Genomic DNA, 18072 nt, shown 5'->3' with positions numbered 1-18072 from the left:
CTTCCTCTTCTACAATGTTCTGCCTTCATTGTGTCCGATGTAAGGCAAAAATTCAAGTTCTATCCCTGAGTCGTGATATACATCACACTAAAAACTGTACAAATCGTCACATCCGAATTCAGATGATACAGAATCGACTTGAATTGCGTCGTGACGTGATTTATCTGTTTCATAGTTAATGAGAAATACGTTATAACAGAATTTAAAGCGCTTACAAAAACGGCTTCACGCCAACGTTCATGAGATTGTTACAACTTTCACAAGAATGTAAAACATAATGTTCACGTTTTCACGTACACTCAACTTATAGAAAGCACGCAGTTATCTCAACTATGAGGAGTGACCCACAATGGCAACCGAAATTAAATCAGCCTGGTCAGGATTTGTACCTGGGCAGTGGACGAACGAAGTGAACGTCGGTGAGTTTATCCGTTTGAACCGACATGAGTACACAGGAGACGACCGTTTCCTCGTCGGACCGACCGAAGCGACGAATCGTCTTTGGGCACAAGTGATGGAATTGACGAAAGAAGAGCGGGAACGCGGTGGTGTTTGGGCCGTCGATCAAAACAACCCATCGACAATCGTCTCGCACGGACCGGGATACTTAAACAAAGAGCTCGAGAAAGTGGTCGGCGTTCAAACGGACGAGCCGTTCAAACGTTCGATTCATCCGAACGGTGGCATCCGAATGGTCGACGCTGCACTTGAATCGTATGGCTTCGAGCCGAACCCTGAAATCACAAAGATTTATTCGGAAATCCGCAAAACGCATAACCAAGGTGTCTTCGATGCGTATACACCTGAGATGCGAGCAGCACGGAAGTCAGGGATTATCACAGGACTTCCTGACGCTTACGGCCGTGGACGGATTATCGGCGACTACCGTCGCATTGCCTTGTACGGGTTAGACTTCTTGATTGCCGCACGTAAAAAAGATTTGGCGAACCGTGGCGGTTTCTTATCAGAGGCAGATATTCGGACACGGGAAGAAATGTCTGAGCAGCTCCGGGCCCTCCAAGAGTTGAAACAACTCGGTGCGGCGTACGGGTTTGACCTCGGCCGTCCGGCGGAAAATACACAAGAGGCGTACCAATGGGTATACCTTGCATATCTCGCAGCCGTCAAAGAACAGAACGGCGCCGCCATGTCACTTGGACGTGTCTCGACATTCCTCGATGTATACGCAGAACGTGACATCGAAGCAGGTCGTTTGACCGAGTCGGACGTTCAAGAAATCGTCGACCACTTCATCATGAAGCTTCGAATCGTCAAGTTCTTGCGCACGCCTGACTACAACGAATTGTTCTCGGGTGACCCAACATGGGTGACCGAGTCAATCGGTGGGATGAGTGAGGATGGACGTTCGAACGTGACGAAGAGCTCGTTCCGCTTCTTGCATTCACTCTCGAACCTCGGGCCAGCACCAGAACCGAACTTGACGGTGCTTTGGTCGACGAAATTGCCAGAAGGCTTCAAACAATATTGTGCGAAGATGTCGATTGAGACGTCCGCCATCCAATATGAGAACGACGACCTCATGCTTCCAGAGTTCGGTGACGATTACGGCATCGCCTGCTGTGTGTCACCGATGAAAATCGGGAAACAGATGCAGTTCTTCGGAGCCCGCGCCAACATGGCGAAAGCACTCCTTTATAGCATGAACGGAGGCCGTGATGAGAAGAGCGGCGACCAAATCGCACCGGTTTGGGAGATGAACACCGAGGACGTGCTCACGTACGACAAAGTGTATGCCGACTTCGACCGGACGCTCGATTGGCTCGCCGAGCTCTATGTCAACACGCTCAACGTCATCCACTTCATGCATGATAAATATGCATACGAACGAATCGAGATGGCGCTCCACGACCCTGAGATTTTACGGACGATGGCATGTGGCATCGCCGGCCTCTCGGTCACGGCGGATAGTCTTTCAGCCATCAAATATGCGACCGTGAAACCGGTCCGCAACGAGCAAGGCATTGCCGTCGACTTCGAGACAGAAGGCGACTTCCCTAAATTCGGCAACAACGACGACCGTGTCGATGCGATTGCCGTCGAGCTCGTCGAGTCGTTCATGCAAAAAGTACGCAAGCATAAAACGTACCGCGATGCGCTCCATACGCAATCGGTCTTGACGATCACATCAAACGTCGTTTACGGCAAAAAGACAGGGAACACACCGGACGGACGTCGCGCCGGCGAACCGTTCGCACCTGGTGCGAACCCGATGCATGGCCGCGATACGAAAGGGGCAGCTGCGTCGCTCTCATCAGTCGCGAAACTCCCGTTCGAACACGCACAAGACGGAATTTCATACACGTTCTCAATCGTACCGAAAGCGCTCGGTAAAGAAGAAGTGGCCCGTGAACTCAACTTGGCGGCACTCCTTGACGGTTATATGGGCGGCGAGCATAAAGGACATCACTTGAACGTCAACGTCTTCAACCGTGAGACGTTGCTCGATGCGATGGAGCATCCGGAAGAATATCCACAGCTCACGATCCGTGTCTCTGGCTATGCGGTCAACTTCATCAAATTGACACGGGAGCAACAAATCGACGTCATCAACCGGACGTTCCACGGTTCATTGTAAACAAAGGCTTGGCGGCCTTCACTCGAGGGCCGCTCATTCGTTAGGAGGTCATTTCGATGACAATGGGATATGTACACTCGGTCGAATCGTTTGGAACCGTTGACGGCCCGGGAATTCGTTTTATCGTCTTTTTACAAGGTTGTGCGCTTCGTTGCTTGTATTGCCACAATGCTGACACGTGGGATTTCAAAAAGAATAACCATCGTTCGGCCGAGGACGTCATTCAAGAAGCGCTCAGCTATCGTCCGTTCATGGAAGCGTCAAAAGGCGGCATCACGATTTCTGGGGGCGACCCGCTCGCGCAGCCAGAGTTTTTAGAGGCGCTCTTGCGTGAAGCAAAGAAACACGGGCTTCATACGACACTCGACACGTCCGGTGCACTCCGTCCCCCTAACTTGGATGCGATTTTAGACCATACGGACCTCGTGTTGCTTGATATCAAACATATCGACGATGACATGTGTAAGAAACTGACAGGACGGAGCAACGTCAACACGCTCGCGCTCGCTGAACATTTATCCGAGCGCGGAACGAAAATGTGGATTCGCCACGTCCTCGTCCCGGAATGGACACTTGATGAAGGAGCGCTCCGCCGCACGGCAGCGTTCATTCAAAAGCTCGACCACGTCGAGAAAGTCGAAATTTTGCCGTACCACGAGATGGGCGTCTATAAATGGGAGGCGCTCGGTCTCGACTATCCGCTCAAAGGAATTAAACCCCCGACGACGGAAGAAGTCGAATGGGCGGAAGGGATTTTACAAGGAACCGTTTAAAAAACTGCGCAGACCATCATGGTCTGCGCAGTTTTTGGATTACAAATGTTTTTGACTGACGTGCTGACGGATGGCGGCCTCATCGAGAGGACGTTTGGCGACGCCGGTCTCGACGGCGGCTTTGGCGACCGCGACCGCCACGGCCGGTGCGATTCGTTCATCGAATGGGCTCGGGATGACGACACCGTTCGCCAAATCTTCTTCGGTCAATAAATCGGCAATCGCGTGGACGGCCGCTTCCTTCATCTCCTCATTGATTTCGCTGGCGCGAACGTCAAGTGCGCCCCGGAAAATACCTGGGAAGGCGAGGACGTTGTTCACTTGGTTGGCGAAATCGGAACGGCCGGTCGCGACGACACGCGCCCCGGCTTTTGTCGCGAGGTCTGGCATAATCTCCGGAATCGGGTTCGCCAGAGCGAAGATGATTGGATCGACGGCCATCGAGCGGACCATGTCTTCCGTGACGGCCCCGGCCGCCGAGACACCGATAAAGACGTCGGCACCTTGAAGCACGTCGGCGAGCAATCCTTCGTGTTGCTTCCGATTCGTCGCTTTGGCGATTTGATCTTTGAACGGGTTCATCCCTTCGACGCGTCCTTCGTAAATCGCGCCTTTCGTATCACAGATGACGAGGTCCTCGACACCGAAACGCTTCAACAGTTTGGCGATGGCGATGCCCGCGGCCCCGGCACCGTTCATGACGACACGGAGTTCAGGCATCGTTTTATCGACGAGGCGCAACGCGTTGACGAGACCGGCCAAAACGACGATGGCTGTCCCGTGCTGGTCGTCATGGAAGACAGGAATCGGGAGCGATTGTTTCAAACGGGCTTCGATTTCAAAACACTCGGGTGCTTTAATGTCTTCTAAGTTGACGGCACCAAACGTCGGTGCGAGCAGTTCGACCGTCCGGACGATTTCATCGACGTTGTGCGTGTCGAGACAGATGGGAAACGCATCGACGCCAGCGAAGCTTTTGAACAAGACGGCTTTTCCTTCCATGACCGGCAGTGCGGCTTCTGGACCGATATTGCCGAGACCGAGCACGGCGCTCCCGTCCGAGACAACGGCGACCGTGTTGGCGCGGAGCGTGTAGTCATACGACAACTCTTTATCCTCGGCGATGCGACGGCACGGTTCGGCGACGCCAGGCGAATAGGCGAGGCTGAGTGCTTCTTTCGTGTCGACGTCGACTTTCGGTGTCGTTTCCAATTTTCCGTGATGGAAGGCATGCATCTCGAGTGCGCGTTCGTTCAATGTTTTCATAAGTCTCTCCCTATAATTAGCGATTTTAATCTGTGACAATACGAGTCCATTGTAACGGAGAAACCGCTTACTTTCGAGGGTTTTACCTGCATTTGGGCGAACTATTTCTGAACGGTTGTTCACAAATGTCGGATTGCTGATAGGACTTGGTGCTAGGTCAGGAAGGTCAAAAAAGGAGCCACAGTTTTTCTGTGACTCCTTTCGTAGATTAAGCTTTCGTTTTTCGTTTCTTCTTCTCGGCGAGACGAGCCGCTTCCGCTTGTCGTTTTTCGGCGTAGCGGAGTTCACGCTCGAGCTTGACGAAGCTTTGATAGCGCTTCGCGTCGAGCATCCCGGTTTCAATCGCCTTGCGGACCGCACAACCGGGTTCGGCCTGGTGTGAACAGTCCCGGAACCGACACGCCTCGGCGAGCGCCTCGATATCCCGAAACGTATCGTCGAGGTAATCGGCCCCGTCCCAAAGGCCAAATTCACGCATCCCCGGTGTATCGATGACGAACAAATCGTCAATCTGGAACAGTTCGCGATGCGTCGTCGTATGCTTGCCGCGTTCATCGCTCTCGCGGACTGCCTGTGTCTCGGCGACGGTCGTCCCGGCGAGCGCGTTCGTCAGCGTCGATTTCCCGACACCGGACGAGCCGACGAGCACGATGGTGCTTCCGCTCGGCAGTGCGGCTCGCAACGCTTCGACGCCGTCACCAGTGACTGAACTGACAGGGAAGACGTCGACCCCAGGCACTGTCAACGTAAGTTCGTCGACGAGTGCATCTGCGTTGTCGACTTGGTCCGATTTCGTCAAGACGATGAACGGCGTGGCGCCAGTTTCCCACGCGGCGAGCGAGTAACGCTCGAGCCGACGCAGATTGAAATCGTGTCCGCACGCCATCGTGATTAAGATAAAGTCGACGTTCGCACAGATCAGCTGTTCGCGCGTCTCGTTGCCGGCGGCTGCCCGTGATAGGACAGTGCGCCGTTCAAGGAGACGTCGAATTACGCCTTGACCGTGTTCGCGAACGGTGAACTCGACGAAGTCACCGATGACCGGATAGTCGCGCTCGCTTTCAGCCTCATGTCGGAATTTCCCGGTGACGCTGCACGTGTAGGCTGCATTTTCGGTCGTGACCGTGTACATATGTTGGAACTGTGCCGTGACACGCCCCGTTGTGATTGTTGTTTGATTCAAATAGAATCCTCCTCTTAGTGATGGAGGACAGTCGCCCTCCGATTGGCTGACAAGGTGTATACTGCGTTGAATACGGTGCTCATAAAACATCATCCTTTCATTGTTCGATGCCTTTAGTATAGCACAGGATTTGAGAACGCTATCATCTCAGTCTATAGACCGAGGGAAAACGGGCCTTGCGCTCGTCGCGCTATAAAAAATAACGTATTATGATAAGAGTGTACTTAACGAGGAGGGATGATAGATGAATCGCCAGGTGAAACAAGTGTTGTTCATCGTGGCCGCGATCTCTTTAGTTCTCGTTCTAATCGGCTTTTTACCGAATATGATCATGTTCGGTTTGGGGGCGCTCTTAGCACTGTGGGCTGGAGTCAGATTCATGGCCGTGACACATGTCGGCGCAAAAATCGGTTACGGCGCGCTTGCCGTGATCGGGATCATCACAATTTTATCGAATATTTGGGCGTTAATCGGGATTGTGGTGGCATGGGTATTGTTTAAAGGGTATATGATGTATGCCAACCAAAAACAAGACGTCGAGATTTTGAATGCGGACGGCTCGCGTGCGAACCGGAGCAGCTTTCAATCGTTTGATCAAGTGTGGCAGAAGTTTGTAAACCGTCGCTAAGCTTCACAAGGAGGATATTATGATGAAAACACCATTTGACCAGTTTCGTGATTTAGCTAACGAGTTGACGAAAGAATTGTCGAAAGAGATGAAGAAGTTCCAAGATAAAGAGGGTCCACGTTCGGCACCGCGTTCGAGCGGGGAGGCCGAGTTGAACCGCCACATCCGTGGTGCTGAAAAAGAAGCGATGTCCGTCGAACGTCTCGTCGAACGTCAAAAAGCGCTCCTCGATGAGCTGGCGACAAAACGTGATGACGCTAAACTGATGGCGGATAAGCGTTACGAGCAGACCGAGCTCGCCAAACAAGCGGGCGAAGAAAAACTCGCGGAGCGGGCCGCACTCGAGTCGAAGCATTACGGTGAGCAGTATCGTTACTTTGAAGGGTTGCTCGACGAAGGAGCGCGTGAACTCGACGCACTCGAGCGCCGTGCCCTCGAGATGCGACTGAAACTCGATGAGATGCAAAACAAACGCTATGAGTTCGCGATGCGAGAAAACCTGGATTTATTGAAAGGTGCGCTCGATCAAATCTTCGGAGCGGAGACGTCGAAGACTCATCCGTTCACGGAAGAAGAGAAGAAGCAAGAACCGGCCGCTGAAGAGAAAATCGATGCAGCGGATGAAGATGATTTCGAAGCAAAACTAAAAGAACTTGAGCGTCGTTTCAAACAAGACTGACGCAACGGTTCAGCGATGGTCCGGCGAATGAGTTGGGCCATCGCTTCTTTGCTTCATTGTACATACTGTCAGAGAGGGGGAAGCAACGTGGAACGTTGGAACACACGCCAAATCATCGGATTCATGATTATTTTGTTTGCCATTGGACTATTTATCGATATCGTGACGGGTGGAAACAGCGTCCTCTTCAGCATGGTCGTCCCGTTATTGTTACTTTATATCGGACGACGGTTCAGCCGCAAAGGCAATCAGCCGGTCAGCTATATCTTTTACGGGATTGGCGGCATCATGCTCGTCGGACTCATCTTTTCGTCGGCGGCATTTGGTTTTGTGTTGTCGGGCTTACTGCTCATGTTCGGTTATCGGCTGTATAAAAACCGTCCGCTCGAATCGACCCGATTCAAGTCGCACATCCGGCAAGAACAGGCGTTTACGTTCGGGACGAAAGAAAGTGGTCACTACGTGCTCCAAGACACGAATGAATTTTTCTTGTTGCGTGACGTCGAACTCGACTTGTCGCGCGCGATTATCCCGGAAGGAGAGACGTTCTTACTGTTGAATGGGCTCGCCGGGGATATCCGGATTCTCATTCCGGCAGGTTACGATTACTCGATTGACGCCTCGATCGGGTTCGGCAAGATTCAAGTCGACGAATCGAATTATTCACCGGTGTTCAACCGTCGCTTTTATACGGCATCGGACGATTACGCGTCGGCGACACGAAAAGTCCGGATTCATATCGTACTCATGAGCGGAAGTGTCGAGGTGATGACCGTATGAAGAAGGATTCGTATCCACGGACCGTCGTCTGGCATCAACTGTTCAGTAGCCTATTGACGGCACTGTTCGTCACGATTGCATTTTTAATAGGTGACTCGACTTCACTCCGAGATCTGTTCACACGTGAAGAAGGGTTGCCTTTCGGTGTGTCTATCCTCGTCATCGCCGTCTTGATCGGCAGCGTGTTCGGGGTCGGTTCGTACTTTTATTTGCGCCGTGACTTCCGGGAAGTGGCGATTGCCTTATGGAAGCTCGAGAATCAAAAAGAAATCACGTTCCGGCCGCTGTCTCCTTATCGCGACACACTCGAACGAATTGCACGCATCTCGAAACAGCGCGCAGAAATGGTCGAGATGGCGAAACGGGTCGGTGACCGGCCTGTCAGTGTCGAGGAAGCGCGCAGTGAAGCCGTCGTTGAGGAGCGGCGCCGTGTCGCCCGAGAGTTGCATGACTCGGTCAGCCAGCAACTGTACGCCATCTCGATGATGACGACGGCAGCCAAGCAGACGATCGAGGCGAAGCCGGATGTGGCCGCCAAACAAATTGAACAAGTCGAAGTGATGGCGCAAACGGCTCAGGCCGAGATGCGCTCGCTTTTGTTGCAACTTCGTCCGGTCGAACTTGAAGGGATGACGCTCAAGACGGGTATCGAGCGATTGTTAGAAGAGTTGTCGCGCAAACAGTCGACCGAACTTGTCTGGCGCCTCGAAGAAGTCGAGTTGTCGCGTCACACCGAAAATGAACTGTTCCGTATCGTTCAAGAAGCGATCAGCAATACGCTTCGACATGCGAAAGCGAAGCGACTCGAAATCGAAATGCGGACCGTGCAACAAACGGTCATCTTAAAAATAAACGACGACGGCATCGGCTTTAATGTCGATGATACACAAGTCGCCTCATATGGCTTACAATCGATAAGAGAGAGGACGGCTGAGGTCGGCGGGACGTTACGACTCGTCAGTGTGCCCGGCGTCGGTACTCAGATTGAAGTGCGTGTGAAACAACAAGTGGAGGGGTTACAATGATTCGAGTCGTATTGATTGATGACCATGAGATGGTGCGGGCCGGAGTCTCGGCGTTCTTGTCGACGCAGCCTGACATCGAAGTCGTCGGAGAGGCATCGGACGGCGCGACTGGGGCGGAACTCGCGATCCAAGAAAAGCCGGATGTGGTCTTGATGGATTTAGTAATGGAACCTGTCGATGGGGTCGAGTCGACAAAACGGATCAAGGCGAGTTGGAAAGACGCCAAAATCTTGGTCGTGACGAGCTTCTTAGATGATGAAAAAGTGTATCCCGTCATTGAGGCCGGGGCGATGAGTTACGTCTTGAAGACGGCAAACGCCAATGAAATCGCCGATGCGATTCGTCAAACGGCAGCGGGCAATCCCGTCATGGCCGCCCAAGTGACGGGCAAGATGCTTGAGCGGCTCCGTCACCCGGAAAAGACGTTGCACGAGAGTCTGACGGCCCGGGAACGTGAGATTTTGCAGTTGATGGCGGAAGGAAAATCGAACCAAGTCATCGCCGACGAACTATACATCTCGTTGAAGACGGTAAAGACGCACGTCTCCAATATTTTGACGAAGCTCGACGTCTATGACCGGACGCAAGCTGTCGTCTATGCATTTCAACATAACATCGTCAGTAAAGGGTGAGCAGCATGCTACCGATGCTTGAAACGGAACGGCTCCGATTACGACAACTCGACGTGACCGACGCTGAACGGCTGTTTACCATCTTTTCAGACCCGAACGTCTTGCGCTACTACGGAATGGAACCTCATAGGTCCATCGTGGAGACGCAACAAATGCTTGCCGGTATGCTCGAAGGGATTGAATCCGGTGCGGTGATGCGCTGGGGCATCGTGACGAAAGAGTCGTCTGACTTGATTGGAACGATTGGATTCCATAACCGAGCGCCGCGACATCGACGTGCCGAAGTCGGCTATGAAATTCACCCGAACTATTGGCGTCACGGATATGCGACCGAAGCACTCCAGGCCGCGTTAAGCTATGCCGCGCAGACAGGCGAGATGGAACGGGTCGGGGCCATCGTCTTCACCGAGAACGTCGCGTCGCAACAAATGCTCGAAAAGACCGGCTTCTCGCGGGAAGGGACGCTTCGCCGCTATATGCGACAAGGCGAACGCGCGCACGATGTGCATGTATATGGCTATACGACAAACAAGGATCACGCCGACGCGTGATCCTTGTTTTTATTTCTTCTGTGCTTGAATTTGTTCATCAATCTCCGATAAATATTCCCAACGCTCCATCTTCGCATCGAGTGCTTCTTTCAACGCGGCAATTTCGGCGTACAGTTCATTCACTTTGCCGAGGTCGCTTCCGGCTATAGCGAGCCGAGCTTCCGCTGCTTCAATCTCGGACTCGAGAGAAGCGATATCTTCCTCGATCGTCTCCCATTCCTTCTGCTCTTTGAAAGTGAATTTGACGACGTCGACTTTGACACGCTCTTTCTTTTCTTTCGATTCTTTCTTCACTTGTTGCTTCGTCTGTTCTTGGAGTGTGGCCAAGTAATCACTGTATTCGGCGTGATAGACGTTGATCGTCCCATCTTCGAAGGCGATGAGCTGCTCTGCAATACGATCTAAGAAATAGCGATCGTGACTGACGGCGATGACCGTACCTGGGAACGACTCCAAGTAGTCCTCGAGGACGGACAGTGTCTCCGTATCAAGGTCGTTCGTCGGTTCATCCAAAAACAGTACGTTCGGCTCGTCCATCAAGATACGGAGCAAGACGAGGCGGCGTTTCTCGCCACCGGATAGTTTGGCAATCGGTTTGTATTGCGCGTCCGGGGTGAACAGGAACCGTTCGAGCATCTGACTGGCCGTGATCGTCTCGCCGTCCGGCGTATAAATGACTTGAGCGATGCGTTCAATCTCATCGATGACGCGGCGCGATGTGTCCTCAAACTCGACTTGTTGCCCGTAATAGCCGAGATGGACCGTCTCGCCATGGACGACCGTTCCTTGCGTCGGTTGAAGGCGATGGGCGAGCAAGTTCATGAGCGTCGTCTTCCCGCTACCGTTTGGTCCGACGATGCCGTACCGCTCACGTCGTCCGAACAACCACGTGAAGTCTTGGATGAGCAACTTGTCGTCGTAGCCGAATGATAAGTTCTCGACTTCAATCACTTTTTTCCCGAGACGACGTGATCCGACGGACACTTCGAGCGCCTCATCCTCGGCGAGCGTCTCTTGGTGTTTCAAATCTTCGACGCGTTGGATACGCGCCTTCTGTTTCGTCGTCCGGGCTTTGGCGCCTCGGCGCAACCAGGCGAGCTCGCGGCGCAAGATGTTTTGGCGTTTCTGCTCCATCGAATGCGACCGGGCTTTTCGTTCGGCGCGTTTTTCAAGGAAGAGCTCATAGTTCCCGTCATAAAAATAACTTGTCCCGTCGGCGATCTCGAGAATGTGGTTCGTGACTCGATTCAAGAAATAGCGGTCGTGGGTGATGAGTAAGATGGCGCCTCGATAATCGGCCAGAACCGTCTCGAGCCAAGCAATCGTATCGGCGTCGAGTTCGTTTGTCGGCTCATCGAGCAACAACAGGTCGGCTTCATCGAGCAGGGCGGCGGCCAAAGCGACCCGTTTCTGCTGTCCACCGGAGAGCGAACTGATTTCCGCCGTCACATCCGGAAGGCCGAGCCGATTCAAAATCGATTTCAACTTGGCCTCTGTCTCCCAAGCGTCGGCTGCATCGACTGCTTGTTGAGCTTTCATGAAGCGTCCCAACCACTGTTCACTCGTCGGGTTTGCCTCGAGTGCTTGGCGGGCCAGTTCATATTGCTTCAACGCTTGAACGGATGGAGTGTCACTCGTGAACAAGGCGTCCAAAATCGTTTGACCCGGATTGAAATCGACCGTTTGCGTCAAATAGCGAATCCGATAGTCGTTCGGATGTTGCATCGAACCGCGGTCTGCCGTCTCGACGCCAGCGACGATTTTTAAAAACGTCGATTTTCCAGAGCCGTTGACTCCGATCACACCGATGCGATTGCCTGGATGAATCGTCATCGTGACGTCATCGAATAACACTTTATCTGCAAATTCTTTGTGGATACCTTCAATCGTTAATAAGCTCATGATTCTTCTCCTTCAACAACGCGGCGAATCATCGTCTCCGCAAGCGCGGCGATTTCTTTGTTCGGGACGTCGGCCGGATCGATGACCGGTAAAAAGGTGACGTCGACCGTCCCAGGGGTGATGCGGTTTTTCGTTTCGAGCAAATGATGACTGCCTTTGATGGCAACCGGGACAATCTTGGCGCCACTTGATGTAGCGAGCGTCAGGCTGCCGGCTTTAAACTCTTTAATCGGCCCGCCTTTCGAGCGGGTGCCTTCCGGGAAGACGATAATCGATTGACCGGATTGAATCGTCTCGACGCCGGAGCGGATGGCTTTAATCGACTGGCGGCGGTCGCTGCGGTCGATGAAGATACAACCCATTAGTTCCATCCAACGTGGGATGATTGGGAACTTTTGAACTTCGATTTTTGAGATGAACGCTTTCGGATGTTTCGTCGCCGTGATCATGATCGGGACATCGAAGTTCCCTTGGTGGTTCGCGACGTAGACGACCGGTTCATTCGGAATGTTCTCTTGGCCGTGAACGCGGACGCGAGCGCCGGCAATCCGGAGTAGAAAGCTTGCCCATGTATAGGCGACGGTTTGAACGTACGCGTAACGTTCGGGCGGCGTCAGCCGTTTCGCTTTCGGATAGAACGGAAGCGTCAGCGGTAAGACGGCAAAAAAGGTGATAAACCAGATGGCGGTGCGGATCATGAGTCATTCTCCTTTCAATCGTACAACTGTTAGTCTGGACACGAAGAAAGAGTCTTCTTCTCTAAGCGAGAATCCGACTCTTCGGCATGAATCCTTATTCCCAGAAGCGAGATTCGCTTTCCTCTTCTTCTTCCTCGAGTTCGAACGTGATTCGTTTATTCACCGGGTCCACGGCAAAGTAAGCCCCGTCTTGATCGATGCTCTTGAACTGCATGACGTGATCAGTGCCGATTTCGAGGGTGAGTCGAATCCGGTTGTCATCGTCGACGAGCAAGATGCCGTCTTCTTTCAGCCATAGCTCCATGACAGGTGAATAACGTAATAGCCATTCGTTCGATAATGGGATTTCATTCATACGTGTTTGTGCCTCCTACGGGTTGAGTCCGTTTTGCTCTCTGTCTACAATAGAATAACAAAAGTGGAGGGTGAAGACGAGTGTTATGTAGAACGTTTACGTGTACTTGAATGCATACGTGCCACGATGCGTTTGATTTTTTTCTGGTTGCGGCGTTCAATCAATAAGACGTTCGTTTGTGCGACTAACTGTTTAAATGAAGATAAGCCCATGGCGAGCAATACGGCGAACAGGAATGTACCGATCGGGTCTTTGAAAAAACCGGTTTGGAGCGAGACGGACAAACCGACGACCGAAAGAATCGTGGTGAGAAAATAAAATAGCATGAGTGGCTCTCCCTTCCCAGATGATTCAATAGTAAAAGCCGAACGTTATGTTCGTTCGACAGCTGCACAAAAAATCCCTTTTTTTGTCGGAACAAAACAAAAAAACGCCTTCTGTCAGGAGAGGGCGTTTACTCTTGGACCATCGTGACGGATGAAGATACGTTTGTATCGACTCCGTTTGAGAAAATGAAGCTAAGTGAAGCGAGTAGCGCGAAGAAAGCAATCAATAAGCCTTTCATAAAGCGCTTCGCAAATGATCGAGATTGAACATCAAACATTTATTATCCCCCGTTCGGCCATGGCTGAAACCTAATTCGTTAAACAACACTTCCTTAATAATAACGTTTTCAAAATGTGGATACTAGATGGAAAATGCACGTTCACAAAATTGTCACAAAAGTTGAAATAAAGACGTTAGAATGCTCGCCAATCGGTCATATGCGTCTTCGTCTCTCGTTCACAATTTAGACACAATTAAGCGGAGCAATGAAATCGAACATGATATGATTAGGAACGTGTGTAGGTAGGTATACTGACAGTAATAGATGAAAAAGGATGTGGATTGTATGGCATTACGTGCAGGAGAAGTAGTAGACTTGGTCGCGGAACGTTCAGCTGATTTTGGAGTGTTTATCGGAAACGGTCGCGAAGAGGTACTCCTTCATCGAAAAGAACAAACAGAAGAAGTTGCGGTCGGACAGACGGTACGCGTCTTCCTTTATCACGACTCGGAAGGACGTCTCGCTTCGACGATGACGATTCCTAGTGTCACGTTCGATGACTATGAATGGTATGAAGTGACAGGGGTCCGGTATAACACAGGTGTGTTCGTCAATATCGGGATTCAAAAAGATGTACTCGTCTCATTAGATGATCTTCCTGAGAACCGGTCGTATTGGCCGAAAGAAGGAGACAAGCTATGCATTCGTCTCAAGTACGACCAAAAGAGCCGCCTCCTCGGCGAACCGGCTCATTATGCGTACCTGAACTTATTGGCGCGTCCCGCCAAAGAAGAGTGGGGCAACCAAGATGTGCAGGCGATCGTCGTCAATCGACGCGACGTCGGTGTGAACGTCTGGGTCGAGAACGAGTCGCTTGGCTTCCTACATGAAGCAGAGATGACACGTTGGCCGCGCCTCGGTGAGCAATTGACGGTGCGCGTGACACAAGTGAAGCAAGACGGGACGGTCCTCGTCTCAATGAAACCTCGAGCCTATGAGGCGATCGACCCGGATGCGGAAAGTATCCGTGCCTACATTGAAGAGCGCGGCGGCCAAATGCCTTACGGCGACAAGACGGCGCCGGATGTGATCGATCGTGAGTTCGGGATGAGTAAAGCAGCGTTCAAACGGGCGCTCGGGAAACTGCTGAAAGAAAAGCAAGTTGAAAAACTCGACAATGGCTATAAATTGAAATAAGATAACTCATGTCCAGGTGGCTATAAAAAGTTTTAGAATGTATTTCTTTCATTTTAGAAACAAATGCGTTATAGTAGTAAGAGTTGACTACGAGGAAACATTGTAAAAACGTCTGTAGAACTAAACCTCAGACGTTTTTTGTATGAAAAAAGGAGAATATAATTTGACAAAATTCCAAGATTTACAGTTAAGTGAAGTATTAGTAAAAGGTGTACTCAAAATGGGCTTCGAAGAAGCTACACCGATCCAAGCTGAGACAATTCCTGTCGCACTCACAGGAGTGGACGTATTAGGTCAAGCGCAAACAGGTACAGGGAAAACAGCAGCTTTCGGTATTCCGACAATTGAGCGAATCGATACAAAGGCACGTCAAGTCCAAGCACTTGTTCTTGCACCGACACGTGAACTTGCGATTCAAGTTGCAGAAGAATTGAACAAAATTGGTGAAGCGAAGCGCGTTTACGCACTTCCAGTATACGGTGGCCAACAAATCGACCGCCAAATTCGTGGTTTGAAAAAGAACCCACAAATCGTCGTTGCGACACCTGGACGTCTCATGGACCACATGAAACGCAAGACGATCAAACTCGACGAGATCCAAACAGTGATCTTGGATGAGGCAGATGAAATGCTCAACATGGGCTTCGTTGAAGATATCGAGATGATTTTGAAAGGCCTTCCGGCTGAACGTCAAACGCTTCTCTTCTCTGCAACAATGCCACCACAAATCAAGAAGATTGCTGAGCGCTTCATGAAGTCGCCGACAATCATCAAAGTCAAAGCGAAGGAAATGACAGTTGAGAACATCAACCAACAATTCCTCGAATTGCGCGAAGGCCAAAAATTCGATACGCTTTGCCGTTTGATCGACATCGACTCGCCAGAACTCAGCATCATCTTCGCTCGTACGAAGAAACGTGTTGACGAAGTGACAGAAGCACTGATCAAGCGTGGTTACACGGCTGATGGTCTTCACGGTGACTTAACGCAATCAAAACGTGACCAAGTCATCCGTCGCTTCAAAAACAGCACGATTGACATCTTGGTCGCAACAGACGTAGCGGCACGTGGTCTTGATATCACAGGCGTTACACACGTTTACAACTTTGACGTCCCACAAGACCCGGAAAGCTACGTGCACCGTATCGGACGTACAGGCCGTGCTGGTAAAACAGGTACAGCTCTTACGTTCATCACGCCACGTGAATTCGGTCAAGTCAAAGCAATCGAACGCGTAACAAACAAGAAGATGAACCGTCGTCACGTTCCGACAATCGCAGAAGTGCTTGAGGGCAACCAAAAGCAATCGGCTGAAGATTTGATCGAACGTGTACAAGCGGGCGACTTCAAAGCTTACACGCAACTTGCGACTGAGCTTCTTGAAGAATACGAAGCAGTCGAGCTTCTCGCAGCGGCACTTCGTGGATTGACGAAAGAGCCAGATTCAACTCCGGTTGAAATCTCGTATGCAGAACCAGTTCGCGTCAAACGTCAAGGTGGACGCAACGACCGTGGTGGATACCGTGGAAATCGCAGTGGCGGCGGCGAACGTCGTGGCGGCGGTGACCGTGGTGGACGCAGCGGTGGCGGCGGTGGATACCGTGGCAAACGCACGGGTGGAGAAGACCGTCGTCGTTCAGACGACCGTGGCCCACGCCGTCCGCGTGACTAATCAATAACCCAAAACCGCATCTCCCTAAGTGGATTTGCGGTTTTTTTTTTGGTGTCATGCTACACTAAACGAGTAGAGACAGAAAAATGAGGTGTCAACGGATGATTGAATTAGGTTTTGGTCTCGTCATACTATTGGCGTGCGTCCTGGCTTTGAAACCGATTATAACGCGGACCGAACGTCCGAATTTCCGATATATCCCGGTCGCCACGCTCCTGTTCGGCGCCATGATTTGGCTGGTGATGGCCATCGGCGTCGGTGGGAAGATGGGAATCGGGTACGGTGTGATGAGTATCGTATATTTCATTGCTTGTTTCGGTGCCTATATGTATGTGCATACACGAGCGAGCTGAACCCAGCTCGCTTTCGTGTTTAGAAAAAAAGACGAGGTGATCAAGGTGGATGCAGTGGATGTGATGATGAACCCAGAAGAAGTCGAAGTGACATTTGAACCGATTCTCGGGGCTGCTACCTTTCAAGTAGAGGGGTATATGGTGCATGGGCAGTTCAGGGGCGAATCGCTCACCCCTTTCTTTTATGACGATGACGTTCCGCTGGAGTATCAGCTCGACATCGCTAAACGCATGGAGCGTCTTGCCGCCGAACAGTTGCGGGACGAAACGCAATTCGTCACGTTCCGATGTCGGTCAGAATGGATTCTCGATCAAGGCGGCGAGGCGTTTTTGGCCCCGCTGCGGGAGTTGAACTTCCCGCTCCATCGCATTTATGTGACACTTCAAGGGACTGACCTCGTCGACGTGTCACGTTTGTCACGAGTCGTCCAATATTATCGTTCGTCCGGTGTCAAAGTCGCGCTCGACTTCGCTGAGTCGACAAGCATTGAAGATATCATGACGGTGGCGCCTGAGATGCTACTCGTCGATTTGGCGACGATGGTCGAGAAGAAGACGTTATCGGTCACGTATCCGCAAATGCTTCAGACGATGGAATATATCGCTTCCCGTCTCGGGGCTCCGCTCTTGTACAAATCAATTGATCACCTCGGGCAGCTGCGTTATGCGTGGCGTCATGGCGGACGTTATTATATGGGTGGACTCCTGGGTCAAGGTGATGCGACACCGCCGCGCGAAGCGAAAGGCATGAGCGTCTTGACACAAGAAGTGCCGTCATTCTTCTTGCACGATCAAGAGCGGATCAAGCGATTGTATGAGCTTGAGTTCGAACTCCATAAACAAATTCACGACCTCGTCCAAAGCGGGAAGTGGTCGCGCGATAAAAAAGATGAATGGTTGCTCCATATTGCGCCGAAACTCGAAGGAACGTTCGTCCGCTACTATTTGACGGACCAAACCGGGTTCCAGACGAGCGCGAACGTCTATCAGGCGCAGTCAAATTGGACAGTCGACAATACGTATCGCGGCTATAACTGGAGTTTCCGGCCGTACTTCATTCGCACGATGGCGGCGATGGACGTGCGCGGACGAGGCTACTTGTCCGAGGATTATCGTGACTTCAGCTCGAACGAAGTGACACGGACGTTCAGTTATCCGTTACCGGATGGCATGTTCTTGTTTGCGGATTTATCAGAAGAGTTCTTATATCAAAATCGACTATTAGATTGAGAGGG

19 protein-coding genes are annotated in these 18072 nt (G+C 51.5%); 12 read left to right on the top strand and 7 right to left on the bottom strand.

Annotation, left to right across the window (positions count from 1 at the left end):
* The first annotated feature begins 349 nt into the window (after positions 1 to 349).
* Positions 350 to 2596, top strand: coding sequence for a formate C-acetyltransferase (pflB, locus tag KNP67_RS11895; protein ID WP_214756676.1), 2247 nt, complete (start codon positions 350 to 352; stop codon positions 2594 to 2596).
* A gap of 56 nt (positions 2597 to 2652) precedes the next feature.
* Positions 2653 to 3369 carry a pyruvate formate-lyase-activating protein gene (gene pflA, locus KNP67_RS11890; RefSeq protein ID WP_021067805.1) on the top strand — a complete coding sequence of 239 codons (717 nt, stop codon included), beginning with the start codon at positions 2653 to 2655 and terminating at the stop codon, positions 3367 to 3369.
* A 39-nt stretch (positions 3370 to 3408) separates the two neighbouring features.
* On the opposite strand, the gene KNP67_RS11885 is transcribed toward pflA, so the two are convergent.
* Positions 3409 to 4635, bottom strand: a complete 1227-nt coding sequence (locus KNP67_RS11885; protein ID WP_021067804.1) for an NAD(P)-dependent malic enzyme — start codon at positions 4633 to 4635, stop codon at positions 3409 to 3411.
* 208 nt (positions 4636 to 4843) lie between these two features.
* Entirely contained in the window at positions 4844 to 5818 is a 975-nt protein-coding gene (gene rsgA / locus KNP67_RS11880) for a ribosome small subunit-dependent GTPase A (RefSeq protein ID WP_131472467.1), read from the bottom strand.
* A 244-nt stretch (positions 5819 to 6062) separates the two neighbouring features.
* Here rsgA and KNP67_RS11875 point away from each other — a divergent pair, with 244 nt between their 5' ends.
* The 6 genes from KNP67_RS11875 (at position 6063) to KNP67_RS11850 (ending at position 10113) form a co-directional block, all read left to right on the top strand.
* Complete coding sequence (locus KNP67_RS11875; protein ID WP_021067802.1) at positions 6063 to 6446, top strand: lmo0954 family membrane protein; 384 nt, start codon at positions 6063 to 6065, stop codon at positions 6444 to 6446.
* Between the two features lie 22 nt (positions 6447 to 6468).
* Positions 6469 to 7125 (top strand): PspA/IM30 family protein, encoded by a 657-nt coding sequence (locus KNP67_RS11870; protein ID WP_021067801.1) that lies wholly within the window; start codon positions 6469 to 6471, stop codon positions 7123 to 7125.
* Positions 7126 to 7212: 87 nt separating this feature from the next.
* Complete coding sequence (liaF, locus tag KNP67_RS11865) at positions 7213 to 7905, top strand: cell wall-active antibiotics response protein LiaF (RefSeq protein ID WP_214756675.1); 693 nt, start codon at positions 7213 to 7215, stop codon at positions 7903 to 7905.
* The gene (locus KNP67_RS11860; protein WP_131472471.1) at positions 7902 to 8930 is read left to right on the top strand and encodes a sensor histidine kinase; all 1029 of its coding nucleotides are present in this window, start codon (positions 7902 to 7904) and stop codon (positions 8928 to 8930) included. The genes liaF and KNP67_RS11860 overlap by 4 nt, the downstream gene beginning before the upstream one ends.
* Positions 8927 to 9562, top strand: coding sequence for a response regulator (locus KNP67_RS11855; protein WP_021067798.1), 636 nt, complete (start codon positions 8927 to 8929; stop codon positions 9560 to 9562). Before KNP67_RS11860 ends, KNP67_RS11855 begins: the two co-directional genes overlap by 4 nt.
* 5 nt (positions 9563 to 9567) lie before the next feature.
* A complete protein-coding gene (locus KNP67_RS11850) occupies positions 9568 to 10113 on the top strand; it encodes a GNAT family N-acetyltransferase (RefSeq protein ID WP_131472473.1) in 546 nt (181 codons plus the stop codon).
* A gap of 9 nt (positions 10114 to 10122) precedes the next feature.
* Here KNP67_RS11850 and KNP67_RS11845 read toward each other — a convergent pair whose 3' ends face one another.
* The 5 genes from KNP67_RS11845 to KNP67_RS11825 all read right to left on the bottom strand — a co-directional run bounded on the left by KNP67_RS11845 (position 10123) and on the right by KNP67_RS11825 (position 13672).
* Positions 10123 to 12015 (bottom strand): ABC-F family ATP-binding cassette domain-containing protein, encoded by a 1893-nt coding sequence (locus KNP67_RS11845; protein ID WP_214756674.1) that lies wholly within the window; start codon positions 12013 to 12015, stop codon positions 10123 to 10125.
* Complete coding sequence (locus KNP67_RS11840) at positions 12012 to 12713, bottom strand: lysophospholipid acyltransferase family protein (RefSeq protein WP_021067795.1); 702 nt, start codon at positions 12711 to 12713, stop codon at positions 12012 to 12014. The genes KNP67_RS11845 and KNP67_RS11840 overlap by 4 nt, the downstream gene beginning before the upstream one ends.
* Positions 12714 to 12807: 94 nt before the next feature.
* Positions 12808 to 13068, bottom strand: a complete 261-nt coding sequence (locus KNP67_RS11835; RefSeq protein ID WP_029596043.1) for a hypothetical protein — start codon at positions 13066 to 13068, stop codon at positions 12808 to 12810.
* 83 nt (positions 13069 to 13151) lie between these two features.
* Complete coding sequence (locus KNP67_RS11830) at positions 13152 to 13394, bottom strand: hypothetical protein (RefSeq protein WP_021067793.1); 243 nt, start codon at positions 13392 to 13394, stop codon at positions 13152 to 13154.
* A gap of 128 nt (positions 13395 to 13522) precedes the next feature.
* A complete protein-coding gene (locus tag KNP67_RS11825; protein WP_021067792.1) occupies positions 13523 to 13672 on the bottom strand; it encodes a hypothetical protein in 150 nt (49 codons plus the stop codon).
* A gap of 288 nt (positions 13673 to 13960) precedes the next feature.
* Between KNP67_RS11825 and KNP67_RS11820 the strand changes: the two genes are divergently transcribed.
* From KNP67_RS11820 to KNP67_RS11805, 4 genes are all read left to right on the top strand, one after another.
* Positions 13961 to 14812: a CvfB family protein gene (locus tag KNP67_RS11820; RefSeq protein ID WP_029596042.1), complete on the top strand. Its 852-nt coding sequence runs from the start codon at positions 13961 to 13963 to the stop codon at positions 14810 to 14812.
* 163 nt (positions 14813 to 14975) lie between these two features.
* Positions 14976 to 16484, top strand: a complete 1509-nt coding sequence (gene cshA, locus KNP67_RS11815) for a degradosome RNA helicase CshA (RefSeq protein WP_087576473.1) — start codon at positions 14976 to 14978, stop codon at positions 16482 to 16484.
* A 101-nt stretch (positions 16485 to 16585) separates the two neighbouring features.
* Positions 16586 to 16837: a hypothetical protein gene (locus tag KNP67_RS11810; protein ID WP_021067789.1), complete on the top strand. Its 252-nt coding sequence runs from the start codon at positions 16586 to 16588 to the stop codon at positions 16835 to 16837.
* 45 nt (positions 16838 to 16882) lie between these two features.
* Positions 16883 to 18067: an EAL-associated domain-containing protein gene (locus KNP67_RS11805; RefSeq protein WP_029596040.1), complete on the top strand. Its 1185-nt coding sequence runs from the start codon at positions 16883 to 16885 to the stop codon at positions 18065 to 18067.
* Positions 18068 to 18072 lie beyond the last annotated feature (5 nt).

This window comes from Exiguobacterium sp. s157, from assembly GCF_018618205.1.
Taxonomy (GTDB): Bacteria; Bacillota; Bacilli; order Exiguobacteriales; family Exiguobacteriaceae; genus Exiguobacterium; species Exiguobacterium chiriqhucha.
This window is presented reverse-complemented; position numbering and strand designations above follow the sequence as displayed.